The sequence below is a fragment of the Bradyrhizobium macuxiense genome, from assembly GCF_007993935.1.
Lineage (GTDB): Bacteria > Pseudomonadota > Alphaproteobacteria > Rhizobiales > Xanthobacteraceae > Bradyrhizobium > Bradyrhizobium macuxiense_A.
The window spans coordinates 44108-69959 of sequence record NZ_VITY01000011.1; the positions used below are offsets into that span (position 1 = coordinate 44108).

Consider the following 25852-nt stretch of genomic DNA (forward strand, 5'->3'; position numbering starts at 1 on the left):
CGCGACAGGCGAAACGCCTGACCGTAACCCTACGCCCGAGGAGGGCGAGGCTTGCAGTTTCCACGCCGTTGGAAGATGCGTCACACGAAGGCAAGCTCGCGGACCAATGCGAGTTTTTAGTCGAGAAGTACCGGCGCTGGCGCGAAGACAACCTTCAGCAGGCCGTGCCGGTCCGCATGCAGTGGGCAAACTGGTCAAAAGGCACCGCGCGGGCGACTAAGCTATGATTCGGACAGGGAGCGCGGAATAACCGTGCACGAAGTTGGATGCAATTCGCTCCGCCTCGCCAACGATCTCGACCTCCAAGCGTGCATTTAGCATCTCCTCCCAGAGGATTTTCAGCTGCAGCTCCGCAAGATGTCGACCAACGCAACGATGGATGCCGAATCCGAACGAGAGATGTTGACGCACGCTCTTGCGATCGATCACGAATCTGTTGGCATCCTCGATGACCTCATCGTCGCGGTTACCGGAGATGTACCACATGACGACCTTGTCGCCTTGCCTGATTTGCTTGCCCCCCATGATGGTGTCAGCCGTGGCGTTGCGACGCATGTGTGCAATCGGCGTCTGATACCGAATAATCTCGGACACCGCGCTCGACACCAGATTGGGGTTATCCCGTAGCTTTCGTAGCTCGGACGGGTGCTTCTTCATGAACAGCAGGCCTCCGGTGATCGAATTGCGCGTGGTGTCGTTCCCGCCCACGATCAGGAGAATGAGATTTCCAAGGAACTCACGTGGCTCCATATGCCTAGTCGCGGATGAATGCGCCATCATCGAAATGAGGTCAACGCGTGGCTCGGAGTTTATCCGGTCACGCCAAAGCCGGGTGAAATAGTCCAAGCACTCGGACAGGATTGCGCTTCGCTTGTCCCAGCTGTCGATGGCGTGGCCAATTTTCGGAGTTGTAACGGCTATGTCCGACCAGTACGTCAGGAGCCGCCGATCCTCAAACGGAAAATCAAACAGCGTGGCCAGCATCTGCGTCGTCAACTCAATCGAGACCATGTCGACCCAGTTGAAGGTATCATTGCGCGGCAAGCCGTCCAGAATCGTTTTGACGCGACGGCGGATTAATCCTTCGAGCTTCGCCAGATTGTCCGGTGCGACTATCGGACTTACGGTGTTGCGCTGCTCGCCATGTTTAGGAGGACCCATCTTAATGAAGCTCGGAGTCCAATGCTCCTCGGGCACGTCGACAATCGTCACACCTTGCTCTGACGTGAATATTTTATGATTTGTATCGACGGCCACGATATCGCGGTATTTCGTTATCGACCAATATGGACCGTATGGGCTGTCCTGGCAGTAGTGAACGGGATCCTCCCTTCGCAGCCGCTCGAAGCAAGGCCATATGCTGTCATCTTCAAAACGCTTTGCTTCGCTTACATCCAGATTGGTCAACGGAATGCCGCACGCATTTTCGTCACCGCGTGCTTCCAAGAGCGTTTTCATGACGGCCTCCTTGGTCGGTTCCTTCTGGAGAGCCCATGATCTCTATAAGTCCGGAACCGCATAGGTTCGTTCCGGGTGCTTCAGTTGGAAATAGGTTCTCGCCCGAATAGGCAAAGTATATCCAAAACCGCCGCCGAGCCCCCCTACCATTTCCGGCAGGAGCGAGATCGCCGTCACGCTGCTATGCTCTTCGGCCGGAACATTCTTTGCGGCGGCGAAGGTACCACTCAACGTCGAGCTCGTCTTCGTAGCTGATGCCCGGCAACATGCCCGTCGCGACATAGTCTGGCAGAATCAGCGTGGGGTGATGCTTGGTTACAAAGTATCCCAGGTAACGGCGCCGTTAATATGAGGCGCAACGTTGGTCTCGAACGCAATTTGCGCCGCCTTGTCTGGATCATACGTGGTTGTCTGAGCTTGAGACGGAGCTCCTTCGTGCCTTGTACCGCCGCTCCTCCCTGGGAATCGGACGCCGAGACCGATGAGCGAAAACGGCTCATTCGGAGGCTAAGAACGCAGTAACGGCGTAGACTAAGCGACGGTGCACGCGCCAAGCGCCCGGCAAGCTACGAGACGCTCTCGCAGCTTGGACCAGGGCCGCTTGAGTTTGCCGGCGCTCGACGACACAATAGCGGGCGCCGCAGTTGAGGCCGGTTGCATTTGAACCGGTGCATAGAGCCGAGCATCGGGTATTCGAACGGTCTCGTCGATCGCATGAATTGTTTTCTTGATGGCCTACCCAACAAGGCTACATGAAGTCATCGTCGTCCGAATCGGGAGGAGTAGACTCGACACGGTCGGTATCGCTGCCTTCAGTATCGTCAGCCTTGGACAGATACAGTGATGGTTTGTTTGCTCGCTGCCATTCACCGTCACTGTTCTTCGTCCACTTGTCGGGGTGCTGGGTTGGGTCAAGCACCATCGTCGAGTTGCTCACCGCAACAAAACCCAACGCCGCTGCGCGGGCTTTTGCTTCTGGGTTCACGGGATTAGAGAGGATCAATGGTCGTTCGCCGTCGAGCCGAAGCTGATGTTCCAGGAGAATATCGCCCGCGTTATCGACAAGCGGATGAGTAACCCGAAAGTCTGTAGTGGATGTGGTTTCGGTCCGTCCTGGAAACTGTTCGCGCCACTGTTCTCCTTCGAACACATCCTTCATGCTGGATCCGCCTTCCGTGCGGAGCAGTCCAACGCTCTTATTGCCTAGCTGATAGCTGAAATATCGCGCGTCTTTCGAATCGGAGCCCGTGCCGCCGTGGCGATAGGCAACGTATGCTGTGCGTTCGGCTTTCAACGACACAGGACGCGAGTACTGCTGCGGGTCCGCGGCGATGTGCTCTATTTCTTCGCCATAGAAGTCCTTCACTTTTTTCTCGAATGAAGAACTTGAGATTTCCACCACAGGCGGCTTGCGAACGAGAGAATAAGGTCGTGTTGGCGCCGAAGATGAACTGGCGTAGGAATTCGGCTCGGCCATGTGCATAGCGGAAAACATGTCCGAAAACCTCTGGCTGTCCGCATCATCAGCATCGGAAATGCCCGTAGATTGGATGCTGGATGAGCCACTGATTCGGTTGTACATGGCGATGCGCGCTCCTATCGGCATGGTGTTTCGTACTGTGTGCAGGCCACTCAGGCCCTGCGGAGATTGATATTCAGCCTCCCTGACGACAAGCTGACGGCCGGTCGCAAGCGGTGTTAAGGCCTCGCTATCGCGATCGCACCAACGCGTGCGACAAGTCCGACACCGGCTCTGGGCTGGTGCTGCCGGGGCCGGCGCTTCCATCAAGAGCGAGCGACAGGCTGAGATTATGCCGTACCATCGAATTCCCAGGATCCATGGCGAGAGCTTGCCGATATAGCGCTTGAGCCTCATGATGACGCCCCTCGTTGTCGAGGACAACACCCTTCGCGTTCAGTGCGCGAAGGTCGCCAGGTACTGCAAGCAAGACGTCGTTCAGCAACTCAAGTGCCTCATCCGAACGCTTGCGTGCCAGCAAGGCCCGAGCAAGAGCAACCGCCGCGTCAACGTTGCCCGGTTGTTGCTTCAACGCGACACGCAAAGTCTCCTCGTCGACATCCCGACCGAGGGCGTGCACAATGCGCTCGCGCATAGCAGGATCGATAGTCCTTGCACTCAGTAACGCAGGTCCTGGCGGCTCCTGCAGTGAAAGACCCGGCGTATCCCAACTAGCGCAACCTGCGAGGATCAGAATAGCAGGCACAGCGAGGAGGGTTGAGCACGAGCCCGGACGAAAGAGGCACAGCCGCGGTCGGCGTCCTATCTCCTGTGAATTCATATTATCTCACGCCCAACGATTGTGCTCTGTTAGCCGGCTGCAGGAACCACGTCATGACGGTCTCCTGACACAGCCTGATGCTTGGTAGCCGTGAGCTTGACGGATCCAACCGGCTGGACCGTGAAATCCGGGGCGAGATCCTGATAGGACAAGACAGGCAGATCGATCCCGTTGCGGGTAAGGAAACCGCGGACAAAGCGCCGGATGTCCATTGCCCCCAGGATGATGGGCCGCGTCTGCCCCGGTGCGATGTTCGAATGGATCTGGCGAAACTGTGAGAGCAGCCTCTCGCTCTGCCAACCCTCCAAAACCAGGTAGGGACCGACAGCGGTGTCACGCACCGCATTGCGCACAACATCCTCGGTCTCGCGTTCGATGATGAAAGCGGGCAGAACACGGTGGGCATTGGCATGGCGATGACAGATCTGCCGCCTCAGACCTGAGCGAACATATTCGGTGAGCAAGACGGCATTCTGCTCGCGTTCGCTCCATTCTGCCAGCGCCTCCAAGACCAGCCGAGTATTGCGAATGGGGATGCCTTCATCCAGTAGCCGCCGGAGAACATCGGCGATCCGGGGGACCGGCGTCGTGCGAAGCACCTCTTTTACCAGATCGGCATATTCCTGCTCCATCCGACCGAGCAATTGGCGCGTTTCCTGAATGCCTACCAACCGCTGTGCATAACGCGTCAATGTCGAATGGACGCGCAAGGCCAGCAGTTCGCTCGGGCGGTGATGCCCGATTCCGGCGGCTCTGAGAGCCGGCGCATTGCCCTGTTCAGTCCAGATCCGGTTCGTCTCTGGGTCATGCCGAAAGGGGATGCCGCTCAATTCAATGTTCGCAATGTCGTCGTTGAGCGCGAGTTGCGTGGGGTCTACCAAATCCCGTTCGACTGGTACGCCCTCGACATCTACCCTGAACTGCGACCGGCTTAAGTGCTGGTCGACCTGGACAGGGATGCGTGGAATTGTGATGCCAAGATCAGCTGAGACCAGTGCCGAAACCCGTCCAATGCATTGTCCCAGTTCTTCTTTGTCGATCGCCTGCGTCAGGTCTGGCGCAAGAAGCAGCGCGATCGGAAGTGCCTCCGCAGGCACAGTCTGCTTCTGGGCTTGTGCTGTCGGCGGAGCCGGAGTCGGAGCAGTGACATCTGCGCCGGCCTTGGCGGCCGTCTTGGCGTCTTGCACGCGACCCTTGATAAAGCTCGCCGCAGCGAACAGTGCTGCCAGAAGGACAAACGGAGGCAGAGGGAAGCCGGGAATCAACCCCATCACAACCAGGACGCAAGCTGCCAGCCGTAATGCCTGCCTACTGGCCGTGAGTTGGTTGACGATATCGGTACCGAGATTGAGCTTGGAGGCCCCATTCACGCGCGTGACAATGGTTGCGGCTGTAATCGACAGCAGCAACGCCGGAATCTGCGAAATCAGCGCGTCACCTATCGTCAGCAACGTATATTGATGCAGTGCCTCGTCGAGGGACATCTCCTTGGAGAATAGACCGATGCTGATCCCGCCCAACATGTTGATGCAGATGACTATAAGCCCGGCGATGGCGTCTCCTTTCACGAACTTCATGGCGCCGTCCATGGCGCCATGAAGTTGGCTTTCTCGCTCCAGCGCGGCACGCCGGCTGCGAGCTTCGTGCTGATCGATATGACCGTTGCGTACGTCCGCGTCGATCGCCATCTGCTTGCCCGGAAGAGCGTCGAGTGTGAAGCGCGCGGAGACCTCTGCGACGCGTTCGGCGCCCTTGGCGAGAACCATGAACTGTACCATCGTCACGATTAGAAATATGACGATGCCGACGGCGATGTTCCCCGATATTACGAAGTCGCCGAACGTGTGGATGATGCTACCTGCGTCGCCCTCAGCGAGGATCAGTCGCGTCGTTGCGATGGTCAGCGCCAGACGAAACACCGTGGAGATCAGGATCACGCCCGGCAAGGATGAAAAATCAAGTGGCGTGCTGAGATATAGGGCAACCATCAGCAGCAATATGGCAAAACCCAGATTGAAGCCGATCAGCATGTCGATCACCACGATAGGGACCGGCACGATCATCATCCCGATCGCCAAAAGCAGCATCAGCGCAACCATGAAATCTGGACGAGCCGGCGCGCGCGCGATTAGGTGACGCAGGACGTTCGGCATGGCAATCCTTATTGTTGCTCGTTGAGAGCTGTGCGGCCACGCAATGCCACATAACATTGAAATGCGGCACGCGCCTCGTCCATGCGGCCTGCCTTTCGTAGGGCGTGACTTCGCAAGAGCATCAAAGGGATCCGCGAAGTCGGCTCGTCATCAAGTGTGTCCAGCCTATCCAGTACCGCCAGCGCTTCGTCACCAAGCCCCTCGGAGATGAGTGCGTAGGCGAGAATGCGGAGCAGGTCGACGTCTTGAGAATCGTCGCGTTTGATCGGCTGCAACAGAGCCAGGCTTCGTGCGCTCTGCCCGCACGCAAGGTGGATATAGGAAAGTGCGCAGAGCAAATCCCGCTCCGGCCCGGAGATCAGCAAGCCATCGCCGGATTTGGAGATGGCTGGCGGGACCGTCGGGGTGACATGCTGCATTTCATCCGGGCCGATCATTGCTAGCCCTCGATCAAGCTGTTCAGATTCTGCCGGAGCAGGATTAGCCACCGCAGATCCTGCTGCAGGATCGCAAGGCCTTCGCACGCCATCTGATCCTCTGGCGCTGCTTTCAGTGTTTGGGCCAAGTGCTCAAGAAGAACACCATGTTTGTCAGGGCGCAGCACGTCTGGATGACGTAGGCGTGGAATGACGAAGGAGAGCAGGCCATGTGCGAGATTGTGGCCATAAAGCGAGGCCAGTGCCCTGCGTGAGTCAATCTCATTTGTCTGGACCGTGCTCTCGTAGAGAGTGACGCGTGAGATTGCATCGATCGAGTTGACCTCGATCTCGGCTTCCAACGCGGGGGCGATTGTCGGATCCTGCGTCGGGATATCCCGCAAAGAGGGCTGCTTCTTGCCGTCTTTTGCATGAGTACCCTCGATTTCGATGTTATTGGTCTTTGGGGGGAGCAGGCCGATCGTTGGCGCACGCTCGCCCATGTTGAACGCCTGCGAGGAGGTACCGGGCTCTATAGCGGGATGAGGCAGCTTGGCCATGACATCCTCCGTCTTACCTGCAGGGGCCGGAAAGTCTAATAGGGAAGAGCAGCAAGCCGGCCACTCCGGCTCAGCAGCACGCGTCCATCCTCGATCCGATCGACGGTCCATCCATTATTCAACAGCGCGCCCACGAAATACTTTTGACCGCCGATAAGCAGATAGGGTTGGCTTCCGCGCCAAACGGCTTGGACCGCAATTGAGGACGGCGTCTTCTCCTCCTTGACCGTCACGGCGTTCACAAGTGCCGGAATGCCATTGGTATGATGATCGAACCATTGCTGGACCTCCTGCCATTTGGCGACGAAGGCGGGCGTAACGGTGCCCTCAGCGGTCACAACGCCCAGCCCGGAACTGACCTTGATGTTAAGGAGGCCCGCTCCATCAACTGTCTCTTGCAGCAGTTCGGCAGTTGCATCGGTGGTCCCAGCATCAAGGCCGCTGAGGGACAGCTTGGGTGCGGCCTGGATGGCAGGGGGCGAATCAGTGCCCAGCGTCACCGCGTTGCCGGTATGGGCGGAAATGATTGAGACTGTGCCGATCGCGACAGAGCTCAGCAAGATCAAGGTGAGTGCTACGATCGCTCCACGCGAGCGGCCGACCGAACCAGCTTGCGCAGAACCCGGTCTCGACCAGCGAATGGACATCGCGCCGGTGTGAATGATGGCAGGAAGAGGAACTACAACACGCTCGCCCGGGGGAATATCCTCGTTTTCGTCTACGCTGATTCCGGTCGCAAGGGCTTCGATCTCAATCGAATTGCCATGTGGGATGATCCGAAGGTGATGCGGCTCGAGCCCTTGTTCAACGAAAATCATGTCGGCATCGAGGCCACTGCCGATGAGGCTCGTGCCGACACCCGCTTTACCGGTCAGTCCAGAATATAGCCCAGACAGCACCTCATAATTGGCAGAAATCGATTCATGCACGGATAATCTCCTAAACAATGAGAGAAGCCGTACGGCGGTTGCCGTACGGCTCATTTGCGAGTTCGTCATTCACGGCGCAGCCGGCACAGCGGCGCGGTGTGCCACCCGTCTTGCAGCACTACTGAACGCGCTCGTCGGCGACCTTTTTCTCGGACGAGAGCTCGGTCGTAATTCTGCGCATCTCGACGGCCTGCGCCTGGACTTTTTGGCTGACACGCTCGAACTCAGCCATCTGCGTCTCGAAACCGGGATCGTTGGCCTGCTGAGCACCGGCGCCGACACCGCCAACATTGGAAACCATGTCTACTGACCTTTCCTTGGAACCTGTCGCTATTTGTGAGCTGTTACGTCGGATGAGCCGGCGTGACGATGGCGGGAAGAGAAATAAAGACATGCTCGCCCGGGAGGTTGTTCAGGTAACTTTCCACGTTCGTGCCCGGGGTATCTTCTTTGCGCTGTACGTTGTTTCCTCCGACGCCGTCCTTATTGTCGGAGCCAACTTTCTCATCCTCCAGTTTGTGCAGCACCTTTTCGAAGGCATGGTCGACGGCGCCGCCGACAACGGACCCAATCGCCGCTCCTGGAGGTCCACCCAGCCATCCGCCGGCAGCGCTTCCGATCATTTCTCCGATCATCGGGTTCTCCTGTGTTCATTTTTCAATACGCTCAATAGACGAGGCGTCGCCTAGTGATCACGTGCTCTCATGCTAGGAGCGTTACCTTTCGAGAAGCTGACGGGCCTCAGCAGGTGTCGAAGCCAAGGCGCCCGCAGACGGCCGGAGCACCTCGCGACCGCTGCGGCTCCACCTGGGTTTCGCTGGCCGGGCATATGCCGGCTCATTGCCGGACCGACAACGGGAAGGGGAGTTTCCCTGTGCGTTCAGGCACAATTTCTGATCTGGCGAGCTCTCGATCGGAGTGCCAATTAGCGCCGGTTTTCTACCGAGCAAGTCACATCGGCAGGCGATGGGGAGCGACTGTAGCTTTCATCGATGAGTGCGTGGTCATCTCGTGCAGCAGCCTTGGTGCCACATAGAACGCGAGCGGGAACCAGTTCGGAAGCGGCAACTGCCAGATGTGGCCGGCCAATGTACCCAGAGATCACGTCGAGACTCTGCTCTTCGATTGCCTGGCGGCATGCGTATGGCCTGCGATCGATGGCGACAACGTCGCTTTGCTGGTTCGATGGGCGACCGGCGGTATTCGACGATCGGTGTCGCCTGTATACTGAGGGAGAACGGACGTACCCGCTCGACCGCGGTGATTGCTGCCTCAATGGCTAGGCGGCGTGAAAGCGCGGCATTGGGAAGACCCGTCTGAGAAGCTGACATCCGATCGATGTTCTCGAAGCGACTTGCCGCTTGTGATCGGCAAGCATCACGGTCGTTCGCCGAGACCGGTCGCGAACGGCGGCCAGCATGACCAAGCATCTCAGGATTGGGTCAGGTCGTAACGAACGCTGAGATGTCAGTCGGTCGTTTCCATCGTCAGCTTCTCGACAGGTGCTGCGGGTAGAGTTCCTGCGAGTTGGATAGAGGTCCGATATGAGCGCGCCCTCGAAATCGGATGAAAGAAGTAGGGTCGCTTCATCAAGGCTGTGGTCGTTGGCAGCGAAAACATGCGTGCGCCTCGGCCACGGGCGGACGAATGATGCGTTTTGGGGAGTTCGTGAGTGATGCGCCTGATCGATTGCGCACGTGTCGCTCGCAGCCTGCCGCTTTCTTCAATGCAACAGGAGTAAATCAAAATGTCGTATCTTCCTGCGGCCGGTCTTCCCGTGGTCGGCGCTTTCGATTCGGCGGTGAATGGTCCGGTGCCGGAGGGCGCTGCCACCAATCCCGCGTTCAACATCTTGTTGGGGCAGTACGCCGGCGGTGTTCCGGCGGGCACCTATCAGTATCTGCCGTTAAGTACTCCAGCCGTCGTTACTCCGGGAGCCGCCCCTCTAGCCTTCGCGCCGACCGTTGTTGTTCCGGCATACACGTCGCCGCCCCCTCCTTCGATGCTGCCGGCTCAGCTTAACCAGAGCCCACCACCTTCGCCGGATCCGGTGTGGACGCATGAGGTCAAGGATGGCAAGGCCACGATCAACCTTGGCGACAAGTACACAATCACAGCCGACGAGAAGGACGGCACTTGGACCATTCGCAACAACGAGACCGGCCATGTCACGAAGGTCCACGGCGATCCTCACGTCGATGCTGATGGCGATGGCAAGGACGATTTCGATTTCAAGAAGGATATGACTCTGCAGCTCGATGATGGCACAAAGATCACCGTGAACACCGTCGATTACGGTGACGGCAAATCCATCTCCTCGAAGCTTACCATTACGAACGGCGACAACGCCATGGTTGTCGAGGGGCTCGGCGACGACAAGGATGGCAAAGACAATCTGAAGGTGACGCAGTCCAACGCTGGGCAGACCCTCGATCAGCTGACGCCCGATGGTAGTCAGACAATTCATGAGGACGCTCAGGGGTGGGTCGATGGTTCCGGACGCACGGTGGACCAGGCGGGTATCGATGCTGGCGAAGACGGGCGCGCGCCCGGAAACGGCGCTGACCAGTCCTCACGCCCGCCGCTTACCTCTGCAGTCCTCGTCAGTCCTCTCTTCGTTCCTCCTCCGCCCCCTCCTTCGTTGCTGCCGGCTCAGCTTAACCAGAGCCCACCACCTTCGCTGGATCCGGTGTGGACGCATGAGGTCAAGGATGGCAAGGCCACGATCAACCTTGGCGACAAGTACACAATCACAGCCGACGAGAAGGACGGCACTTGGACCATTCGCAACAACGAGACCGGCCATGTCACGAAGGTCCACGGCGATCCTCACGTCGATGCTGATGGCGATGGCAAGGACGATTTCGATTTCAAGAAGGATATGACTCTGCAGCTCGATGATGGCACAAAGATCACCGTGAACACCGTCGATTACGGTGACGGCAAATCCATCTCCTCGAAGCTTACCATTACGAACGGCGACAACGCCATGGTTGTCGAGGGGCTCGGCGACGACAAGGATGGCAAAGACAATCTGAAGGTGACGCAGTCCAACGCTGGGCAGACCCTCGATCAGCTGACGCCCGATGGTAGTCAGACAATTCATGAGGACGCTCAGGGGTGGGTCGATGGTTCCGGACGCACGGTGAACCAAGGAATTATCAACCACAATGAGAATCCTGATGCGGGATCTCAAGACGCGGATGCGTGACATGATGATCGGTCGCCATGCGCCGCTGGCCTGACGCCCGATCCAGTTCCTGTTCATACGTCATGGAAGCGGGCGCTTGCGCCCGCTTGTTCTTCCTCCCCAAGAGAGCGACGGGGAAGGGATGGGCGGCGGTGGATCTATCCATGATCGCCGCTCTCGCATCTTGATGATCCGAAGTTCTCTAGCACAACGCTGACCAACGAACACAGCCGCAGACTTGGCAGCAACGTCTTGATCAGAATAGTTAAGGCGGTCCTCGAGAACTCGGTGCGCCAGGGCTTCAGCTGGCGCCAGCGCCGCTACGGAAAAGTCGTTGAAGATCGAATACGGGAGAGGTCGTCGGCGTTGCCACGGATTGGATTGCGGAATGCCTGGCCAGCGCGACCACAGCGTTTCAGCCGATACGGGAAGGCACGAATACGCCTTTTCTCACCTCCAGCCGCGGAGTCGCTCTGGATGCCCAAGGCTTCCTTGAGACAATAAGGCTCTTTGAGATTATGAGGCTGCTTGAGATAATGGGCTCTGCTGCCCGGGCCTGTTGCAGAAGATCAAAAGGATAGTCGGAGCGGCGGCCCGCTACCGAGAAGGCTCAAGCGCGCTTGGCGCGTGACGTTGCTCTCGCGACGGATCGGGAAGACCATTGCCGTCTCGATCAAGCTGCGCATCCTACAAGCTGTGCCAAGCCCCTGCTTGCGCCGTCCAGTGCTTCTCGAGTTTGATCACTGATGCTCCATGTATCCTTGGAGACCAGGCATTCATTCGGGCTTTACGCATCCTCATCTGTTTCGTTCAGGGCGTCGTCTATATCCTGTTGGGAATCGCTGATAATCTGCACTGCGATCGAACCGAGAGCCTTTTCGAAGGCTTGACGCAGTTTTGCAGCATGGGCGTCGTCGCCACCGCTCATCGCGCCGTCAGAATTCGCGACATCCTCAAGTCCCCTCGCTCCGGTATCGGGCGCACCTACGCTCATCTTTGTGATACTCAAATAGGCGGCGTCGCCGCGAGAGACCTGCTCTCTTAATGCTATCAGGACTAGCTTTCAAAATGCTGACGAGGAGAAGCCGTTCCTTGCGGTAATGATTTCTGGCGACAGATGCGGTTTCGGCGCTCTGTCGACGTACCGATTGAATGGAGTCGCAGGGTAGAAGAGTGCCTCGATGTGGCATGCCAGCACAGCCTATCCGAAGTGGTGTTTCATGAACAAAGCGCGACAGAAGTTCACAGCAGTGGGGAGACGTGGGGACAGCCGTCGGTTAGCTGAGGCGGTCAGGCCGGGTAGCGCTTCTTCCGTTGTAGACAACTTGATCGACGTTAATACTGCTGCGTGAAGCATGGAGCATGAGCGAACAGGACGTGGTCGCGCTTGCTTTGACTGCCGTGGGAAGACGAATCAGACAGGCTTGCGCGCCGGCTGCTCGAATGTATTGTGGACGTCGCGTGACATGACGCGAACTCGTCTTCGCGGCGCTTCGCCGCGTTGCGACGATAGCGCTTGCAGGGTGATCGAGCGGGCAATATCGCTTCACTGAGTTCAACATACAACAAACCGGTCCGCGCCCAAACCGGACCGGGGCCAGTGACATCAAGATCGCGGCCGGATGACTGCCTGTCTTGGAGCCGCTACACAGAGTCCTTGCCTTGACCAGATCCTTGGATGCACTCACCGATTGAGATCGTACAAGGAGGTTGGCCGGCGGGAAAGCCGCCGGCCAAAGTGGACGCCGCTAACCTCCGCCCGCCGGCGAGGGCTCAAAAGTGCAACGAAGGCGCGCGCGTGCCTCTGCTGCAGGCCGGGCGGTGGTGGCTAGCCTGTGGGCGAATCTTCACCCGAGCCACCAGGCCAAAGGTTAGGGTCCAGCGCCGGTTTGATATAAGTAAATCCCTCTTCTCGCCATTCGGCCGTGTGGGGCACACCTCGCATGGTGAAACTTGTTGTCGGGGAGTCCTTGCTCGGCATGATTCCGTTGCGCTCCAGCATGTTGATCTGAGCGTCTGTGGCTGTTTGGCCAGTGAAGACCCAACGGTCCCAGGCCCTGCGACCGTTTCCCATTTCGAAATCTCCGAGTTCTGGTGGCACGGCTCCCCGATGTGGTCCAACTTGAGACGGCCCTGGTTGAGACGGCCCGGCTTGCGACGGGCCAGCCTGGAGCATCCGTGGTTCAAGCTCCTGCCAAATCGGATCATTGCCGAAATCGGGGGCCTCCCTCTGTGACGGCGCAATCGGCTGCGGCGAGCTCGGCTGCAGAAGCCGTTCGCCGGCGACCGCGCCCCCCGATGGCCCGGGTGCGAGCTCCCGCCAAATCAGATCCTGATCGTAACCGGGAACTTCGGCCAAAGACTGAAACGCGCTCAGCCGCTGCTCAAAGCCCGTTTGATCCGCTGGCGATTGAGGTGAGTCCGGCTGTGGGCTCTTGTTCGCTGGGTCGATTGAGTTGAAATCCATCCTGTTCCTCCTTTCAGATCAGGGAGCCGCTCGAGCTCTTCTTCGCGGAAGGCCATTTGCATTGCGACCACCGAAGGGAGTGTGTCGGAGGCTCGCATTGAGCTCCAGCCTCGGAGCGAAGGTTGTGCTAGCCATGCTATCAATCGAGCATCGAGTGACTCCGACATGCAGGTCGATTGCGGTCGCTAGGCGGCATCGCCGTCGAGACATCCGCGCTCTCATGCTAGGGGGGGCAGCTTTCGAAAAGCTGACGATCACAGCGATTCAAGCCAATAGAGACCGCATTGATTTCCGCCGTAAGCCACCTGTTGTTCAAGTCACCTCTGGCCTGGAGCAGGCTCGCGCACGACGCTGTCCTGGTTCGGCGCGCCGGAAGAATAGGAACCTTCCTGTCGTCCATCGCGAATGACCATGCTTGAGGAGCCACGAAACAACCTCAAAACCGGTTCCCGCGGCGGTTTTTCGACGACAGCAGGATTTCGTCGCCCCTGCGCCTCCGCCACAAGGCCTTTCAGTGTCTGCTCCACGAGCGCGATGAAGCGTGGTGGACCAGAAACCAGGACGAGGCCGTCTCCCGGTGCAGGTCTGACGATATAGCGCTCATCGGAGATGTTGAGTGCATTGAGGGCCGTGTTGAATGAATCGAAGGTGATCGGATTCAAGACAAGCAGACGACTTTGCGACTCGTGCGCACCGGATATGTAAAGCACGAGCCCATCATAGTACCATTGAAGATTGTAGAAGTTGGTCAAACGCTGCAGAAACTCCCACGGTGTCAGATCCGGCATTCGTCCGCGAATTCGGCCCTTCACTTCGGCGCTGACGTCTACTCTGATATTGAGGTTGTTGCCGAATTCCTGCAGCGCGGCAGCGAGGTCCTGATCCAGGACCGTATAGGTAAAAGGTGTCGAAGGCAGCGATAGGGACGCGCCGGACGCCCTAACGCAACCCAGGGAGATGAGAACTCCGACACATAGAACTCTTTTCAAGATGTGCAGTTTCGTCGATCGGATGAGCATTCCCGGTTTCTTCCGCCTGACAACAGACACCGAAACTCGTCCCAGATTGGAAGCCAAACGTGATTATTAGATGACGAGGGTCCGTTCTCTGCTCGTCAGCTTTTCGTCAGCTCGCTTCTCTAGGGTTCTGCCACGTCAATCGGTCATGAACAGCTCATCACACGGCGCAATGACACCTTCCATGATGTTTGGCGCTACGCCGATCTCTCCCAATCCCGCCGAATGCCTCTCCAAGGCCTGTTCGCCGACAGTTCTCGGCGAGCTGGCCCAGTTTCAGCAGAGCCTTGCGCAAGCGGCTTCGCATCAGATCGCGGCCTCTTCAGTAGCGGATAGCGCGGCGTTGACGCCGGTGTCGAAGAGCCAGCGCGCAATCACGCAAGCAAGTCCGCTTGGCGAACGCGTCCTTCAGAGTCTTTCCGCAATGCATCGGAGCAATACATGTCCTTCGAATGCATTTCCTCCGGCAGTCGGCGGCGAGCCGGTCCCTTCGAAGACTGTGCAGCCTGGGCCGGCCGCGCAGTCGCTCGTGCAGCCGCAGGACGTCGGAGCGCGCACACTGGGCAAGCCGGAAGCTGCGGATAATTTCGAATCGATGTTGACGAATCTGCGAGATGTTTACGGTAACGTCATTCAGGTTTCGCTGGTCTCCAAGACGACCGGCGCTGTCAGCTCATCTCTGAACAAGCTGCTATCAGCGGGTTGAGCGACGTTGATGGCTGTCGTGACGCATGGAGAAATCGGCCCCGGCTGGCTGTTGCGGCGGCGGTGTCATGCTTTGGTCGTGCTTCCGCTTCTGCTCTCGCTGGCCGGCTGCAAGGCCGATCTCTACACCAGAGTTCAGGAGCGTGAGGCTAACGAGATGCTTGCGCTTCTCCTTGGTAAGGGTGTCGATGCCATCCGTGTTGTCGCCAAAGACGGAACCAGCACGATTCAGGTCGAAGAACAGCAGCTCGCGTTTTCGATCGACCTACTGAACGTTGAGGGGCTCCCGCGCCAACCTTTCAAGAATCTTGGCGAAGTGTTCAAGGGATCGGGCCTGATTGCCTCGCCCGTCGAGGAGCGCGCCCGTTACGTTTATGCCCTGAGCGAAGAATTGTCGCGCACCATTAAGGATATCGATGGTGTTATCTCTGCGCGTGTCCACGTTGTCTTACCGAAAAACGATCTGCTGCGACAGGATACGACCCCGTCTTCGGCATCGGTTTTCATTCGACATAACTCCAATGCGAAGCTTCCAGCGTTACTACCGCAGATCAAGATGCTCGTCGCCAACAGTATTGAAGGGCTGTCCTACGACAAGGTGGCCGTCGTCTTCGTTCCGGTTGAACGGGCTCAGCTTGGCCAACCGCCTGTGCCGGCAGCCGCCTCGGCTCAAGCAACCAAATTTAGTCCAACACCATTGCTTTTGGTCGGGATTGGTGGCGCTGGCGCCGCGCTCGGCATCATATCTTACGTGCTGCTGAGCGCAGTTGTGCGCCAGTTCGGACAATCACCGCGCAAACTTCTCAAGCTCGGCAGACCTTCGAATATGCCCGCTGTCCAAGCCGCTGGCAAAAAGACGATCTCCGATCCGACTTAGGTGGGGTGTATTCATGTCGGTATCGATGACATCCAAGGAGCCCGATCGCTCACCCAACTCGTCTTCCGATCGCTTGCGCGCGTTCGTGACCTCTATCCATCCGACCCGTTTTGCCACGCGTCTTGATCCGCTGTTGTCAGCTCCTACCGTGCTGCGGCTGCAGAAGAGTCCCAGGCTGCAGCGGAGACTGGCCGGACTGTTGCTTGACAGTGAGATCGAACAGAACGGACGTGATTGGGTGAGCGACCTTCTGCTTGGGCATGATCCGCGCCGCGCTGCCCTGCTCGCCGGAGGCATTTGGTATGCCCGTTCATTGCTGAAGCTGGTTTCAAAGAAAGACCTCTCAATTCTGGTCGGAATGATCGGTGCTGAAGTGCACTCTTTCGGTATCCGGCATTTATCCAGTGCGGTCGCAACTAGGTCGATTATCGATCCGGAGCAACTGTCGCGGCAGATTGAACACGACGGACATGCCTGTCTCGGTGCCTGGCTCAACGAGGCTCCAGCGCTCGATCGAACCCGCGTCCTACTACGCTTGCCCATTGGAACCGCCGCGGAGAACCCGGCGGCCGAGCACCGCAATGCCGCAGGCCCATTGCTTTCCCTGATCATGGGCCATCTGGCGACGGAGGCGCCCACGGTATGACAGCCAATCCCCCAGCATTACCCGTCGCCCCTCAAATGCGTCCGCGTGGGCCGCTGATACCAGCCGCGGAGCTCGAGATCTGGTGCGATGCCGCACAGACGCGTGCTGCAGCAGAACGGCATCTGCAGCGTGTTCGCAGCTGGGCTGGCAAAGCTTATGAGCGGGAGCGGGCGCGCGGCCATGCCGAGGGCCTGAAGGCGGGTGCGGAGGAAATGGCGCGGCTGGTTGCGCAGGCTGCTTCCGAACTGGCGCGGCGAAAAGCCGTTCTGGAGCAGGAATTGCCAGCGCTTGTCGTTGAGATCGTGAGCGATTTGCTGGGCGATTTTGACCCGGGTGAGATGCTGGTAAGGGCCGCTCGCCACGCCATCGAACAAAAATACAATAGTGCGGAAGTCTGCCTTCACGTGTCTCCCCTGAAAGCCGATGCGCTGGTGCGCGAGTTCGCTGCGTACGACGGACGGGAGGGCCGGCCGAAAGTCAAGATTGGTCCGGACCCCGCGCTGACAGTCGACCAATGCGTATTGTGGAGCGAGTTTGGCAATGTCGATCTGGGCATAGCAGCGCAGCTCCGCGCGCTGCGCCACGGCCTTGGCTCGTGTTCGCAGGACGGCAAGCCGTGACCACGCCACGACCAAGCCATGACGATGCGGCTGGAGAAGGGGCCGTGCACGCCGCGTTATCATCTCTGAGATCGGCAGCGAAGCATATCGATACGCGTGCCGTACGCGGACGGATCACGCGAGCGATCGGCACGTTGCTCCATGCCGTCCTGCCAGAGGCCCGTATTGGGGAGCTTTGCCTGTTGCAGGATCCTCGCGCCGGATGGTCACTTGAGGCCGAGGTCATCGGTCTGCTGCCGGACGGGGTCTTGCTCACGCCGATCGGTGACATGGTCGGCTTGTCCAGCCGTGCGGAAGTGGTCACGACCGGGCGAATGCAAGAAGTGCCGGTCGGCCCCGATTTGCTCGGCCGAGTGATCGACAGTTTCGGCCGTCCACTCGACGACAGAGGTCCAATAAAGACGACGGAACGTCGGCCGTTGCGCGGCAGGGCGCCCAACCCAATGAGACGACGCGGTATCGAACGGCCTTTTCCGCTCGGCGTCCGCGTCCTGGATGGGCTGCTGACGTGTGGCGAGGGGCAGCGGATCGGAATCTATGGCGACGCTGGTTGCGGCAAGTCGTCGCTCATGTCGCAGATCGTAAAAGGCGCAGCCGCCGACGTGACTGTCGTCGCGCTCATCGGAGAGCGTGGACGAGAGGTGCGTGAATTCATCGAGCGTCACCTTGGACAGGCCCTCCGCCGCACGGTCGTCGTCGTTGAGACCTCCGAGCGCTCGGCGATGGAGCGGGCGCAATGCGCTCATATGGCGACCGCACTCGCCGAATATTTTCGTGATCAAGGATTGCGCGTCGTTCTGATGATGGATTCGTTGACGCGCTTTGGCCGGGCGATGCGCGAAATCGGCCTTGCCGCAGGAGAGCCTCCGACCCGGCGCGGCTTTCCTCCCTCCGTCTTTGCGTTGTTGCCTGGTCTACTGGAGCGCGCCGGTATGGGCGAGCGCGGCTCGATCACAGCCTTCTATACCGTGCTTGTCGAGGGGGACGGCATGGGCGATCCAATTGCCGAAGAGACACGCGGTATTCTTGATGGTCATATCATTCTCTCACGCGCTCTCGCGTCGCGAGAGCATTTTCCCGCTGTCGATGCGCTGTCGAGCCGTAGCCGTGTAATGGATGCGGTCGTATCTGTGCCGCATCGCAAGGCAGCATCCGTCTTCCGTGATCTGCTCTCACGCTACGCTGAGGCTGAGTTCTTGATCAAGGTCGGCGAGTACAAGCAGGGCAGCGATCCGCTGACTGACCGGGCGATCGCCTCGATCGATGAGTTGCGGAAATTCCTGCGCCAGGGCCAGGACGAGGCGGCCAGTTTTGAGGAAACCGTCACATGGATGTCGCGTCTGACCGCCTGAAAGCCGTTCATGCGTCGAAATGGCGGCTCGTGAAGAATATGAGGGAGCGGAACGCGCTCCGTGAATTGTCCAATAGGGAAGCCAAGCGCCGCATTGCGGTCGAAGCTGTCGCGCGAGCTTCCGTGGCTCTTGCACGTGCCGAGGAATCCCGCGCAACGGTCGAGACCGAGCTTTACCAGGAACTAGTATCGTCCGATCCCATGCCTGTCACGGAACTCGATCGTCGCTGCCATCTCGTCATTGGGCGGTTCACAGCCGAGATCGCATCGGCACGCCAGGCGCTTGAGGAGGCGTGCATGGTTCGAGAGCAGGCCGAGACCGCGGTTCTTGAGGCGCGGACCGTCTGGGTCAAGCGTTCGGCCGCGACTCACAAATGGCAACAGATTGAGTGCGACGTTCAGCGCACGAGCGATGCTCATTCGGAGTTCGCAGCCGAAATCGAAGCCGATGACGAGGTTTTGCTTCGCTATCGGCGTGGCTCGCGGACACAGGCGGCAGGTGACTCAATCTAATGGCTGGTCCTCTTATGCTGGCGCAAGCTTGCGGTGGTGTGGAAACGCCTTCGGTAAATACCTTGGATGGACCCGCACCATTCAAACCGCCCTTAAGCCTGTCTCACGCCGTGGTCTCGTGGCTCAACGAGATCGGAGCTCAGCGCATACTTCTGCGAAGCCATCTTGGCGACAAGGCGCTCTCCGTGCGTATGACTCGGCTCGTCTGGCAGGCGGAGCCGTCTGCCATATCGATGCTCGACTGCGTCTTTGGTGTCGGAGACGACACGGTCGTCTTGTCGTTGCCCCGTCCGCTTGCGGAGACACTGATTTCGACGGTGCAGAATGGCCTTACGTTACCGTCCGACCCAACCCGTTCGCTCATCCTCGAACTTGCGCTTGAGCCGTTTCTCGTCCGACTGCAGAACCTGATACAGCGGGATCTGCAGCTTATCCGCATGGACGAAGCAACGACGCCAGACCCTTATCTGGAACTCGACGTCACCTATGGTCTGCTCACGGGCAAGGCTCGCCTGTTCCTATTCACGCCGCTTGACGGTCCGGTTCCGCCCGCGTTCCGCGCGTTAGGCGAGTTGCTTGGCCAATTGCCACGGGAGATGCGCAAGCTTTCCCCGGAATTGCCTGTGATCGTTGCAGGAGAGATCGGCTCGCTCCGTGTGACGCTCGCGCTTCTTCGCCAAACACATCCAGGCGACGCTTTGCTGCCGGACGCAATTCCGTTCGCCCGCGGGCAGATCATCCTCACTGCGGACAGATTATGGGCCCCGGCAGAGATTGCCGGCGACAAACTGATTCTGCGGGGGCCGTTCCGCTCGCAACCCCACCCTCTGAAGTGTGCACATATGACGACCCAATCCGAAACGCCGCAACCGCCCGCTGAAGCCGATATCGACGGTATGGAGATCACGCTTGTGTTCGAATGTGGCCGCTGGCCTATCCCGCTGGGAATGTTGAGAAGTGTCAACGAGGGGCATGTGTTCGAGCTTGGCCGGCCGCTCGACGGTCCAGTCGACATTCTGGCCAACGGTCGATGTATTGGCCGCGGCGACATCGTGCGTGTCGGCGAGGAACTGGCCGTCAGGCTGCGCGGCAGGTTGGCGGTCAATGATTGACGTTCAACCAGGCATCCTGGCGCTTCTTGCGGTGACGACCGGCCTCGGCCTGCTGGCGTTCGCGGTGGTCACAACGACTGCGTTCGTAAAGGTCTCCGTCGTACTCTTCCTCGTTCGCAACGCGCTCGGGACCCAGTCTATACCACCAAACATCGTTCTGTACGGCGCGGCATTGATCCTTACCGTCTTCATTAGCGCCCCGGTATTTGAGCAGACCTACAATCGCATCACCGACCAGCAGCTTCGCTACCAAACGTTCGATGACTGGGTGACCGCCGCCAAGGAGGGGCGAGAGCCGCTGCGCGCCTATCTGAAGAAGTTCACCAATGAAGAGCAGCGCCGGTTCTTCATGTCATCGACCGAACATGTTTGGTCGGAGGAGATGCGCGGCAACACTACAGCTGACGACTTTGTGATTCTTATACCGTCTTTTCTAATCTCGGAACTCAAGCGTGCCTTTGAGATCGGTTTTCTTCTCTATCTTCCTTTTATCACCATCGATCTGATCGTAACGACGATTTTGATGGCCATGGGTATGTCAATGGTGTCCCCGACAGTCATATCCGTTCCTTTCAAGCTCTTTCTATTCGTCACCATCGATGGGTGGTCACGCCTCATGCACGGGTTGGTCTTGAGTTACACAACTCCGGGAGGTTGAGAATGACTGAAGCAAGCATCCTCACTCATCTGAGCCGATCGCTCGTCCTCTTCATGATCTGGGTACTGCCACCGCTCATCGCAGCTCTGGTTGCTGGATTGGGCATTGGCATCATCCAGGCGGCAACGCAGCTCCAGGATCAAACCTTGCCCCTTACTGTAAAGCTCCTGGTCGTGGTCGCCGTGCTCGCTCTGTTTTCTCCGGTGCTGAGCGCCCCGCTCATCGAACATGCCGAGCAGATCTTTACCGAGTTTCCCGCACTCACAGCGAGGTATTAGCGTGAAAATTCATCGGTACCTGTCCGCTAGACAATCCTGTTCGTTCTTGGAACGGGTCAGATCTTGCGCGGAAACCTGTTTAGCTGATTGTTGGCAAAGATCAGACAGAGCCCGACCTGCGGACCAATCGCTGCGTGGCAATTCACAAAGCCCGCGAAGCTGTTCAGGTGGTTGAAACTGCTGGTTTTGGCGGTGTGAGGGCGAGGCCACCATAGCTTGATTCGTCCTCCCTGCCGTTCCAAACCACGTCGCGGTTGGACCGGTGGTGTTCTCGAAATCATCATGCCTCGTCGCCTCATAGGTGGGGCCATCATGACCAATCGACGCCGAAGTGATTTGACCTTTTGCATCATTGAGCCGCGAGTTTGCGAGTTTCGCGTCGATTTTGCTGTTCAAAATGGAGGCCCAGAAGGTTGGACGTAGTTTCGTGTCCTCACGCTTGCGGCTTCAACGCACGCAATGGACGCCAGCCGATGGATGGGCGTTTACGTCCCCTGGAAGACCTGAACGAGGCAAATATCGGCCTCCTTCTCGACATCACATATGGTAGCAGCCGGCGGCGCTGGTTGCCTTGGTTGAAGCGAGCGACTAGCGGACCTTAGATGTACGGCCTGTCACCCAGCGATACGCAAAATCTGATTCAGACGGGGATCGAGTTTGTCGTTGCAGCCAGTCTTGGTGCGGCCCGCGCCCTGGGTATTATGCTTGTCCTTCCCGTTTTTACCCGGCCACACATTAGCGGGCTGATCCGCGGAAGCCTGAGTATTGCGATTGCACTGCCATGCTTGGTGCCAATCAAGGACGGCCTGCAGGCGCTGGATCCGGATACACGTCTGATCAGGGTTACGCTCCTCGGCTTGAAGGAGATGTTCGTTGGCCTGCTGGTCGGCATCCTGCTCAGTATCCCGCTATGGAGCATCCAGGCGGTCGGTGACATCATCGACACCCAACGAGGGATTTCGAGCCAACTAGGTCCGGACGATCCCGCGACGCGCAGCCAAGCTTCGGGGACGGGACTTTTTCTTGCTGTCACAGCGGTCACGATGTTCGTGCTGTCAGGGGGCTTGCAGACCATGGTCAGAGGCCTTTACGGCAGCTACCTGATCTGGCCGGTGTATCGGCTACTACCTGCCCTGACCGCGCAAGGGGCGTTGGAATTCCTGACGCTTCTCGATCACATCATGCATACGACGTTACTGGTCTCCGGGCCCGTGCTGGCCTTGCTGCTTCTTATTGATGTGTCGGTCATGATCCTTGGGCGCTTTGCGCCGCAAATCAGGCTGAACGATTTCTCGCCGACGATCAAGAATGTCGCCTTTGGGGTCATCATGGTCAGCTACACCGTCTACCTCATTGAATATATGGGAACTGAGATCATCCAGTCCAACAGCGTGCTCGAGTTGCTCGAGAAACTCTTGAAATGAGCGGCACGAGCGAAGAGAAGAAGCGCCCGCCAACTCCCAAGAAACTGAGTGATGCACGCAAGAAGGGACAAAGTCCGCGCAGCCTCGATTTGGTGAGCGCGCTCGGCGCTTGCGCCGGCTTCGGCTGTCTCTGGTCAAGAGCTGGCCTGATCGAAGACAATTGGTATGAAGCAGTACGACTAGTCGACCAGCTACAGGATCAGCCCTTCAACAGTGCGGTCCAGCAGGCGCTGGGCGGCTTGACCGAGCTTTGTATGGTAACGGTCGCTCCATTCTTCGCCGCTGCCGTCGCCGCAGTCATTCTGGCCAGTTTCTTGGCGAATGGTGGACTGACGTTTTCTTTGGAGGCGGTTAAGCCAAAGTTTGAGAAAATGGATCCGATAAAAGGACTGAAGCGTATTGTGTCTAAACGTTCGCTCATCGAGCTTGGAAAGACGCTGGTTAAGCTGTTCGTTCTCGGTGCAAGCGTGTTCTTCACAGTTATCGCAAGCGGGAAGGCACTGGTATACCTACCGATCTGTGGTTTGGGCTGTTTCGGCTTCGTCATCACTGAAATCAAACTGCTGATTGGAATTTCTGCGGTTGCATTTCTGGCCAGCGGATTGACCGATTTCTTGATCCAGCGCTGGTTGTTTTTGCAGGACATGCGCATGACGGAGACCGAAGCGAAGCGCGAGTCGAAGGAACAACAAGGCAATCCACAAGTCAAAGGTGAACACCGTCGTCTCCGGCGGGAGACGGCAAACGAAGCTCCGCTCGGCGTCCATCGCGCCAAATTGATCGTGACGGGACCGGCAATCTTGATTGGGCTCCGCTACGTTCGTGGCGAGACCGGCGTTCCGGTCTTGGTTTGCCGCGGTGAGGGGGAAGCGGCTTCACGGCTGCTTGATGAGGCGCGCACGATGCGACTTAACATCGTCGATGATCACGTCCTTGCGGGTCAGCTCATCCGCAAGGCCAAGCTCGGCAACGCTGTGCCCGCCCAGTATTTCGAAGCTGTCGCAAAAGCACTCTACGCCGCCGGGCTCGTCTAGATCATCTTGCGAATGAAGCCGCGTTTGCAAAGCCGATTATCGAGGCGATTGTGCGTCGTTCGTGCCGCCTGCTGGGGCTTGTGGTGCTACCCTGTTGTTCGTTCCATCTTCCAAGTTGCGCTTGTTGCGCGGCTCGGAAGTCCCGTATGTGGCAAGGGGAATGGCCGCACGATCACCATTGGTTGCCACGACGGCTCTATTGTCCAGCAAGTCCCGCGGATCATTGACCATTGCTGCTAGATTGTTGCGGATCGAGCAGCCAATCGTCGGATCGAAAGAGTTGTCGTCAACCGCAGGACCAACGATCGAAAGTGACGGACAGACGGGAGGCTGTGCTTCATACATAATCGCCTCGATTCGTACCGCAAAGTCGGAGGGCTGATCGATGCGGGGGCCGAACAGGCGGACGTTGTCAGGGGCGACGCCCATTGCGCGGGCCTCGTGGGCCACCTGCGCGCCGAGCCGAGGCGAGCCGGAGACCTCGAGATGAAGCGCATCGCGTCGACCGCGACTGGCACTGGCAATGAAATCCCGCAGACGATATCGCTCGGCACCACGAAGGCTCTGGAGCAGCAAGACACGTTTCTCCTGCTCCACGTGGATCGCGTCTTCAGCCAATCCAATATGCACTGGAGCAGTACGTGTGCAGCCACCCAAACTTGCCGTCAGAACGATCAGATGGCACAGGTTTCGCAAGGTCATTTGGCGGTCCTCATTCGATAACAAAGCCTGCACCACCCGTCGCGCCTGGTAGGCGAGTTCGCGGAGCACTGCTGCCTCTTGGCGGGCTTGCCAATGTGTTCGTCAAAATACGTCCCGCGTCGGAGGGCGGTGCGATACGATCAGTCGGCGCGCTCATCTGGCTCAGGTTCGATCCAGGCCGCACGATGTAGGGAGTGACAATAATAACGAGCTCCGTCTCACGCTTTTGGAATGAAGAGGAACGAAAAAGTGTACCGAGGATGGGCACATCGCCCAGCCAAGGAAACGTATCGATGTCAGTGCTAAAGTTGCGCCTGATCAGTCCGCCGATTGCGAAGCTTTGCCCGCTGGCGAGTTCGACGACGGTGTTGGCGCGCCGCGTAGAGAGGGCAGGCACGGCCATTCCGTTGACCTTGACTTCACCTTCTTTCGACAGTTCACTGACTTCAGGCTTCACGCGGACATTGATCTGATTGTTGCTGAGAACGGTCGGGACGAACTCCAGGCTGATTCCGAATTGACGGAATTGGACCGAGACTTGCCGATTGTCCTGCATGACCGGAATTGGAAATTCGCCGCCGGCCAGGAAGCTCGCGGATTCGCCGGACATAGCAGTCAGATTCGGTTCAGCCAGTACCGAAGCGAGGTGCTCGCTGGCGAGCGCGTCAAGAACAGCACTGACGTTCATATTGCCAGCGCCAAATCCGATAGTTGCCGTGCCGCCACCGCTGGTCGCGCCGAAACCGCCACCTTTGCCGCTGCTAAAGCCGAAAGAAAAAGTTCCATTTTGGCCAAAGGCAGAGAGGTTGATGCCGAGCTCCTTCATGGCGCTGCGAGAAACCTCCGCCACGCGCACGCTCAGATTGACCTGTAATGACCCCGCCACCTGGATCTTATTGACCACCAGTGCACCCGCACCGAGAAACTGCTCTGTAACCTTCTTGGCGGTATCAACGACGTCGGCATTGGGCGCCGTCCCACTGAGGATCGCGCCGCGCGGGGTATAGCTGACTTGGATCGGATAGTCGCCGACCTCGGCCTTCAGCGTGGCACGCAGATCCTCTATAGGCTGGGTGACCACAACACGAAACTCAGCCAGAGCCTCTCCATTGTCGTTCAAAGCGAACAGGCTGGTCCGTCCCGATCTCTTGCCAAAGACGAAGATGGTCGTGTTCGATGGTGCCTGATAGTCCGCGATCGTCGGGTCGGCAACAAAGATGCTGGCCGCCGGCGCCGGGAGATGAATTGTCTTGCCCTGAGAGGAGGAAAGATTGAGTGTCGCGTTGAGGCTGTCAGGAGCCGGAAGCGACGTCCCCTGACGACCATCCCGCTTTATCTGAGCTGCTGCTGCGACAGGACATAGCAGAACGATCGCGCACAAGGCCAAGGCAAGATAAGGAAGAGCGGCATACGTTGCGGCGCTGCCGACCATCGACTGTCTGT

26 protein-coding genes are annotated in these 25852 nt (G+C 58.4%); 12 read left to right on the plus strand and 14 right to left on the minus strand.

What is annotated here, in order from left to right:
- Window positions 1-216: 216 nt before the first annotated feature.
- The 10 genes from FBZ93_RS26935 to FBZ93_RS26980 form a co-directional block, all read right to left on the minus strand.
- On the minus strand, window positions 217-1458 hold the full coding sequence (locus FBZ93_RS26935) for a cytochrome P450 (RefSeq protein ID WP_146990039.1): 1242 nt from the start codon (window positions 1456-1458) through the stop codon (window positions 217-219).
- Between the two features lie 42 nt (window positions 1459-1500).
- The gene (locus FBZ93_RS26940; protein ID WP_146990040.1) at window positions 1501-1689 is read right to left on the minus strand and encodes a hypothetical protein; all 189 of its coding nucleotides are present in this window, start codon (window positions 1687-1689) and stop codon (window positions 1501-1503) included.
- A gap of 517 nt (window positions 1690-2206) precedes the next feature.
- A complete protein-coding gene (locus FBZ93_RS26945) occupies window positions 2207-3040 on the minus strand; it encodes an Effector protein NopP (RefSeq protein WP_246667660.1) in 834 nt (277 codons plus the stop codon).
- Between the two features lie 127 nt (window positions 3041-3167).
- Window positions 3168-3572 (minus strand): tetratricopeptide repeat protein, encoded by a 405-nt coding sequence (locus FBZ93_RS26950; RefSeq protein ID WP_246667661.1) that lies wholly within the window; start codon window positions 3570-3572, stop codon window positions 3168-3170.
- 215 nt (window positions 3573-3787) lie between these two features.
- Window positions 3788-5911, minus strand: a complete 2124-nt coding sequence (gene sctV, locus FBZ93_RS26955) for a type III secretion system export apparatus subunit SctV (RefSeq protein ID WP_146990044.1) — start codon at window positions 5909-5911, stop codon at window positions 3788-3790.
- An 8-nt stretch (window positions 5912-5919) separates the two neighbouring features.
- Window positions 5920-6348 carry a tetratricopeptide repeat protein gene (locus tag FBZ93_RS26960; protein ID WP_146990046.1) on the minus strand — a complete coding sequence of 143 codons (429 nt, stop codon included), beginning with the start codon at window positions 6346-6348 and terminating at the stop codon, window positions 5920-5922.
- Window positions 6349-6350: 2 nt separating this feature from the next.
- The gene (locus FBZ93_RS26965) at window positions 6351-6887 is read right to left on the minus strand and encodes a hypothetical protein (RefSeq protein ID WP_146990047.1); all 537 of its coding nucleotides are present in this window, start codon (window positions 6885-6887) and stop codon (window positions 6351-6353) included.
- A 35-nt stretch (window positions 6888-6922) separates the two neighbouring features.
- Window positions 6923-7816, minus strand: coding sequence for a SctD/MshK family protein (locus FBZ93_RS26970; RefSeq protein WP_146990049.1), 894 nt, complete (start codon window positions 7814-7816; stop codon window positions 6923-6925).
- 118 nt (window positions 7817-7934) lie between these two features.
- Window positions 7935-8117, minus strand: a complete 183-nt coding sequence (locus FBZ93_RS26975) for a hypothetical protein (protein ID WP_146990051.1) — start codon at window positions 8115-8117, stop codon at window positions 7935-7937.
- Window positions 8118-8160: 43 nt separating this feature from the next.
- A complete protein-coding gene (locus FBZ93_RS26980) occupies window positions 8161-8451 on the minus strand; it encodes a hypothetical protein (protein ID WP_146990053.1) in 291 nt (96 codons plus the stop codon).
- A 1112-nt stretch (window positions 8452-9563) separates the two neighbouring features.
- On the opposite strand from FBZ93_RS26980, the gene FBZ93_RS26985 reads away from it, so the two are divergent.
- A complete protein-coding gene (locus FBZ93_RS26985) occupies window positions 9564-11027 on the plus strand; it encodes a DUF1521 domain-containing protein (protein WP_146990054.1) in 1464 nt (487 codons plus the stop codon).
- A gap of 766 nt (window positions 11028-11793) precedes the next feature.
- Here the strand turns inward: FBZ93_RS26985 and FBZ93_RS26990 are convergent.
- Window positions 11794-12000 (minus strand): hypothetical protein, encoded by a 207-nt coding sequence (locus tag FBZ93_RS26990; protein WP_146990056.1) that lies wholly within the window; start codon window positions 11998-12000, stop codon window positions 11794-11796.
- 1790 nt (window positions 12001-13790) lie between these two features.
- Window positions 13791-14492 carry a secretin N-terminal domain-containing protein gene (locus FBZ93_RS26995; RefSeq protein ID WP_167529225.1) on the minus strand — a complete coding sequence of 234 codons (702 nt, stop codon included), beginning with the start codon at window positions 14490-14492 and terminating at the stop codon, window positions 13791-13793.
- 181 nt (window positions 14493-14673) lie between these two features.
- On the opposite strand from FBZ93_RS26995, the gene FBZ93_RS40760 reads away from it, so the two are divergent.
- The 11 genes from FBZ93_RS40760 (at window position 14674) to FBZ93_RS27050 (ending at window position 23707) form a co-directional block, all read left to right on the plus strand.
- A complete protein-coding gene (locus FBZ93_RS40760; protein ID WP_167529226.1) occupies window positions 14674-15195 on the plus strand; it encodes a nodulation protein NolB in 522 nt (173 codons plus the stop codon).
- 9 nt (window positions 15196-15204) lie between these two features.
- Entirely contained in the window at window positions 15205-16071 is an 867-nt protein-coding gene (sctJ, locus tag FBZ93_RS27005) for a type III secretion system inner membrane ring lipoprotein SctJ (protein WP_146990058.1), read from the plus strand.
- A gap of 13 nt (window positions 16072-16084) precedes the next feature.
- Window positions 16085-16717 carry a nodulation protein NolU gene (locus FBZ93_RS27010; protein WP_146990059.1) on the plus strand — a complete coding sequence of 211 codons (633 nt, stop codon included), beginning with the start codon at window positions 16085-16087 and terminating at the stop codon, window positions 16715-16717.
- Window positions 16714-17337 (plus strand): type III secretion system stator protein SctL, encoded by a 624-nt coding sequence (sctL, locus tag FBZ93_RS27015; RefSeq protein ID WP_146990061.1) that lies wholly within the window; start codon window positions 16714-16716, stop codon window positions 17335-17337. Before FBZ93_RS27010 ends, sctL begins: the two co-directional genes overlap by 4 nt.
- A complete protein-coding gene (sctN, locus tag FBZ93_RS27020; protein WP_146990063.1) occupies window positions 17334-18689 on the plus strand; it encodes a type III secretion system ATPase SctN in 1356 nt (451 codons plus the stop codon). The genes sctL and sctN overlap by 4 nt, the downstream gene beginning before the upstream one ends.
- Entirely contained in the window at window positions 18665-19201 is a 537-nt protein-coding gene (locus tag FBZ93_RS27025) for a hypothetical protein (protein WP_146990064.1), read from the plus strand. The genes sctN and FBZ93_RS27025 overlap by 25 nt, the downstream gene beginning before the upstream one ends.
- Before the next feature lie 14 nt (window positions 19202-19215).
- Window positions 19216-20313, plus strand: a complete 1098-nt coding sequence (gene sctQ, locus FBZ93_RS27030; RefSeq protein WP_146990066.1) for a type III secretion system cytoplasmic ring protein SctQ — start codon at window positions 19216-19218, stop codon at window positions 20311-20313.
- Window positions 20306-20971 (plus strand): type III secretion system export apparatus subunit SctR, encoded by a 666-nt coding sequence (gene sctR / locus FBZ93_RS27035; protein ID WP_146990068.1) that lies wholly within the window; start codon window positions 20306-20308, stop codon window positions 20969-20971. Before sctQ ends, sctR begins: the two co-directional genes overlap by 8 nt.
- A gap of 2 nt (window positions 20972-20973) precedes the next feature.
- A complete protein-coding gene (locus FBZ93_RS27040; RefSeq protein WP_146990070.1) occupies window positions 20974-21249 on the plus strand; it encodes an EscS/YscS/HrcS family type III secretion system export apparatus protein in 276 nt (91 codons plus the stop codon).
- A gap of 602 nt (window positions 21250-21851) precedes the next feature.
- Window positions 21852-22673, plus strand: a complete 822-nt coding sequence (gene sctT, locus FBZ93_RS27045) for a type III secretion system export apparatus subunit SctT (RefSeq protein WP_146990071.1) — start codon at window positions 21852-21854, stop codon at window positions 22671-22673.
- Complete coding sequence (locus FBZ93_RS27050; RefSeq protein ID WP_146990073.1) at window positions 22670-23707, plus strand: EscU/YscU/HrcU family type III secretion system export apparatus switch protein; 1038 nt, start codon at window positions 22670-22672, stop codon at window positions 23705-23707. Before sctT ends, FBZ93_RS27050 begins: the two co-directional genes overlap by 4 nt.
- Before the next feature lie 36 nt (window positions 23708-23743).
- Here FBZ93_RS27050 and FBZ93_RS27055 read toward each other — a convergent pair whose 3' ends face one another.
- Both FBZ93_RS27055 and FBZ93_RS27060 read right to left on the minus strand, forming a co-directional pair.
- On the minus strand, window positions 23744-24409 hold the full coding sequence (locus FBZ93_RS27055; RefSeq protein ID WP_146990393.1) for a CpaD family pilus assembly lipoprotein: 666 nt from the start codon (window positions 24407-24409) through the stop codon (window positions 23744-23746).
- Between the two features lie 10 nt (window positions 24410-24419).
- Window positions 24420-25841, minus strand: coding sequence for a type II and III secretion system protein family protein (locus FBZ93_RS27060; RefSeq protein WP_146990395.1), 1422 nt, complete (start codon window positions 25839-25841; stop codon window positions 24420-24422).
- Between the last annotated feature and the right edge of the window lie 11 nt (window positions 25842-25852).

Coding starts and splice junctions, on each gene's coding strand:
- FBZ93_RS27040 (WP_146990070.1), top strand. CDS start 20,974: ATGACTGAAGCAAGCATCCTCACTCATCTGAGCCGATCGCTCGTCCTC.
- FBZ93_RS27055 (WP_146990393.1), bottom strand. CDS start 24,409: ATGACCTTGCGAAACCTGTGCCATCTGATCGTTCTGACGGCAAGTTTG.
- FBZ93_RS27010 (WP_146990059.1), top strand. CDS start 16,085: ATGTCGGTATCGATGACATCCAAGGAGCCCGATCGCTCACCCAACTCG.
- FBZ93_RS26985 (WP_146990054.1), top strand. CDS start 9,564: ATGTCGTATCTTCCTGCGGCCGGTCTTCCCGTGGTCGGCGCTTTCGAT.
- sctV (WP_146990044.1), bottom strand. CDS start 5,911: ATGCCGAACGTCCTGCGTCACCTAATCGCGCGCGCGCCGGCTCGTCCA.
- FBZ93_RS40760 (WP_167529226.1), top strand. CDS start 14,674: ATGATGTTTGGCGCTACGCCGATCTCTCCCAATCCCGCCGAATGCCTC.
- sctR (WP_146990068.1), top strand. CDS start 20,306: ATGATTGACGTTCAACCAGGCATCCTGGCGCTTCTTGCGGTGACGACC.
- FBZ93_RS26975 (WP_146990051.1), bottom strand. CDS start 8,117: ATGGTTTCCAATGTTGGCGGTGTCGGCGCCGGTGCTCAGCAGGCCAAC.
- FBZ93_RS26995 (WP_167529225.1), bottom strand. CDS start 14,492: ATGCTCATCCGATCGACGAAACTGCACATCTTGAAAAGAGTTCTATGT.
- sctQ (WP_146990066.1), top strand. CDS start 19,216: ATGCTGGCGCAAGCTTGCGGTGGTGTGGAAACGCCTTCGGTAAATACC.
- FBZ93_RS27025 (WP_146990064.1), top strand. CDS start 18,665: ATGGATGTCGCGTCTGACCGCCTGAAAGCCGTTCATGCGTCGAAATGG.
- sctL (WP_146990061.1), top strand. CDS start 16,714: ATGACAGCCAATCCCCCAGCATTACCCGTCGCCCCTCAAATGCGTCCG.
- FBZ93_RS26960 (WP_146990046.1), bottom strand. CDS start 6,348: ATGATCGGCCCGGATGAAATGCAGCATGTCACCCCGACGGTCCCGCCA.
- FBZ93_RS26965 (WP_146990047.1), bottom strand. CDS start 6,887: ATGGCCAAGCTGCCTCATCCCGCTATAGAGCCCGGTACCTCCTCGCAG.
- sctJ (WP_146990058.1), top strand. CDS start 15,205: ATGGCTGTCGTGACGCATGGAGAAATCGGCCCCGGCTGGCTGTTGCGG.
- FBZ93_RS26980 (WP_146990053.1), bottom strand. CDS start 8,451: ATGATCGGAGAAATGATCGGAAGCGCTGCCGGCGGATGGCTGGGTGGA.
- sctT (WP_146990071.1), top strand. CDS start 21,852: ATGTACGGCCTGTCACCCAGCGATACGCAAAATCTGATTCAGACGGGG.
- FBZ93_RS26935 (WP_146990039.1), bottom strand. CDS start 1,458: ATGAAAACGCTCTTGGAAGCACGCGGTGACGAAAATGCGTGCGGCATT.
- FBZ93_RS27060 (WP_146990395.1), bottom strand. CDS start 25,841: ATGGTCGGCAGCGCCGCAACGTATGCCGCTCTTCCTTATCTTGCCTTG.
- FBZ93_RS26950 (WP_246667661.1), bottom strand. CDS start 3,572: ATGCGCGAGCGCATTGTGCACGCCCTCGGTCGGGATGTCGACGAGGAG.
- FBZ93_RS27050 (WP_146990073.1), top strand. CDS start 22,670: ATGAGCGGCACGAGCGAAGAGAAGAAGCGCCCGCCAACTCCCAAGAAA.
- FBZ93_RS26990 (WP_146990056.1), bottom strand. CDS start 12,000: ATGAGCGTAGGTGCGCCCGATACCGGAGCGAGGGGACTTGAGGATGTC.
- FBZ93_RS26945 (WP_246667660.1), bottom strand. CDS start 3,040: ATGTACAACCGAATCAGTGGCTCATCCAGCATCCAATCTACGGGCATT.